At 66.7% G+C, this 2,777-nt stretch carries 3 protein-coding genes; 2 read left to right on the plus strand and 1 reads right to left on the minus strand.

The features are described from left to right. Nucleotides 1–148 precede the first annotated feature (148 nt). Together AB0P06_RS36770 and AB0P06_RS36775 are read left to right on the plus strand one after the other, a co-directional pair. A complete protein-coding gene (locus AB0P06_RS36770) occupies nt 149–1,246 on the plus strand; it encodes a site-specific integrase (RefSeq protein WP_363615348.1) in 1,098 nt (365 codons plus the stop codon). Next, nucleotides 1,243–1,578: a helix-turn-helix transcriptional regulator gene (locus AB0P06_RS36775; RefSeq protein ID WP_363615350.1), complete on the plus strand. Its 336-nt coding sequence runs from the start codon at nt 1,243–1,245 to the stop codon at nt 1,576–1,578. The genes AB0P06_RS36770 and AB0P06_RS36775 overlap by 4 nt, the downstream gene beginning before the upstream one ends. 178 nt (nt 1,579–1,756) lie before the next feature. Here AB0P06_RS36775 and AB0P06_RS36780 read toward each other — a convergent pair whose 3' ends face one another. Then, entirely contained in the window at nt 1,757–2,563 is an 807-nt protein-coding gene (locus AB0P06_RS36780; RefSeq protein WP_363615352.1) for a hypothetical protein, read from the minus strand. Between the last annotated feature and the right edge of the window lie 214 nt (nt 2,564–2,777).

A 2,777-nucleotide genomic window follows, 5' to 3' on the forward strand; every position in this document is an offset into this window, starting at 1 on the left:
GCCCTCGGCATGCCCAACATCCGACGGCAGCCCCGCGACCTTCGACACAGGGATCACCCCAGATCAGCCGACGCGAACCGAAACACGGAGGCTAATGCGAGTTGCGGAGGGTGGTGGACCAGTGGGGTTCAACGGGCTGACTCCTGGGGTGGCGAGGCTGCACCTGGTGGATGGGGTCGCGCTGCTGCGGCCGGAGGAACAGGTCTTCACGGCGATGTTGACCGGCTTCGCGGACCAGCAACTGGCGCGGAACCTGGCCCGGACGACGGTGGAGGGCAGGGAGAACACGATCAAGGCGTTCGCTGCCTACGTGAACACCTTCCCCTGGCACTGGACGCCGGCGATGGTCGACGAGTGGCTTGGCGACCTGCGCTCGCTGCGCGACCTGAAGCGTTCCACGGTCCGCTCCTACTCCGAGGCGGTACGGGCGTTCTGCCACTTCGTGACCGATCCCCTCTACGAGTGGGCGGCGACCTGCGAGGAGCGGTTCGGCGCCCACCCGGTGCAGGTCGTGCACGAGTGGAACACTGCGGTTCACACCCAGGAGAACGAGTCGGACCCGAAGAAGCGGGCGTTCACCAAGGCCGAGCTGCACGCCTTCTTCGCGCACTGCGACGACGAGGTCGCCCGGATCCGGGCGTTCGGTCGCAAGGGCTGGCTGCCCGCGTTCCGCGACGCCACCTCGTTCAAGACCGCCTACGCCTACGGGCTACGGCGCAACGAGACACGGATGCTGGACGCGGCCGACTTCGGGCGCAACCCGCACGGCGCCGAGTACGGCGAGTTCGGCCGGTGCCAGGTCCGGTTCGGCAAGGCCAAGAAGGGCTCACCGCCCAAGCGCCGGGGCGTGCTGACCGTGTTCGACTGGAGCCCCGACGTTCTGGACGAGTGGTTCACCGAGGTCCGCCCGCTGTTCGGCACCGATGGCAACCCGGCAGCCTGGCCCTCCGAGCGCGGACTGCGGATCGGCTGCCAGCGCATCAACTCCCGCTTCATCGCTTACCGCAAGGCGCTGGGCCTGGACGACGGGCTGGACTGCCACTCCTTCCGAACGTCCTACGTCACCCACCTGATCGAGGACGGCTGGGATCCCCGCTTCGTCCAGGAACAGGTCGGCCACGAGCACGCCAGCACCACCTCCATCTACACCTGCGTCTCCTCGGACTTCCGTACTCGCACCCTGCGCCGGCACCTGGACACCACCATCGCCGTGGCCCTCCAGGCCCATAACGGGAGGCAGGCATGAAGCGCACGGTCGGCTACACCTGGCGGCTGCGCGAGGTGATGGCCTCGCACCGTGTCTTCACCGCCACCGAACTGGTGCCGCTGCTGCGCGAGCGGGGCATCGACCTGTCCGCTTCCCAGGTCCACCGCCTGGTCTCCGGCACCCCCGAACGGCTGTCGCTGCAGGTCCTGTCCACGCTCTGCGACATCCTCTCCTGCACCCCGGCCGACCTGGTGGCCACCGCCGCCGAGAACGCTGGCGTCCGCAAGACCGCCACCGGTGACCTGCCCGCCCCGGCTGCGGATGTCGCGAAGCTTCGGCCCCGCGCGGCCCGCATTCTGCCCGACGTATGAGCCGCCCATACGCCACCGACGAGCAGTACGAACGCTGGTTCATGGCCGAGTGCTGCCGCTGCGGCCGGCGAAGGCACAAGGCCTGATTTTGTCGGGTCATATGAGGCTCTGGTCCACTTCTTGTGGTGCGGCCACGCGGGGTGAGCAGTGGATGATTCGGAGCGTTTTGGACCTTGAGTCAGAACGGCGGGTCTTCGCTGTAGCCGCCGCCTATCCAGTTGCCGTCCCAAGAACCGCGTGCAGCTCTGAGGCGGGCATAGTGCTCGCGGGCTGCGATATCGGACGCGTTCTCCAACCCGCTGGTGTCATGACCCCATGCCTTCAGCGCGTCCAGGACGCGGTCGCGATGGTGCCGGTCAGTACTGGTGGCCAGTAGACGTCGTGCGTGGCCAGCCAGATCGGCCTGGTGCTGGGTGAGGAGGGGGTGCTCTATGAGAGGAATGGCAGCGATCAGAGCGGCGTGGCACACTTCGGCGTTGTCATGGCCGAGGAGGGCTTGAACAGCGGAGAAGATCGCCGGCCGTGCGTCCCTAAACGCACGCATCTCCGCGTACTCATCGAGACATCCCTCACCGTAGAGACGTTCGTCAATGGCAACGCACTCGTCGTCGGCGTCGTAGGCGGTGTCGCCGAGCCAGTCGAGGAACTGCACGAGGGTCGGGCGGGTCGGGGGTGTCGTGGCGTCGTGACTGTAGTCGCCTGCCGTGATGGCCGGGTGGTTGAGGATCGCCGCGACGAAGAGCGCCACGGGCACAGTGGCCTCGTAGATGCTGTTCTGGTGAGTTACGGGTCCCAGCGCATCCTGGAGAGCGGACTCCCTGATGACCGGGTCCGAGCTGGTCAGGAGTGTCAGCGCCGCCGGCAGGGATTCACCCGTGCCGCAGGCTGTGGCGAGCGACGCCCAGTTTGTGCTGTCCAGCAGTGCCTGAAAAGGAGGGAGCTCGGCGGGGTGAGGCTGCTCGGTCTGTCTGCGGCTGCGGGTCACAGGCTGAGGCTATTGCGTTGACGAGCCAGAGTTGTGCCCGGGTGTCACGTGGAGAGCAGGACGCGCTTGCGGAGTAGTTCGAAGCCTGCGCGGCCGAACATCTGGCGCTTGAGCATCTTAGAGGGCGTTTGATGTGAACGGATTGCCCTTTATACCCTAGTAAGTCCCTCGCCAGGTTGGTGTGGTCTCGTCCGTTATGCGCTTGGCGAGGTTG

It is taken from the genome of Kitasatospora sp. NPDC088351 (assembly GCF_040685575.1).
Lineage (GTDB): Bacteria > Actinomycetota > Actinomycetes > Streptomycetales > Streptomycetaceae > Kitasatospora.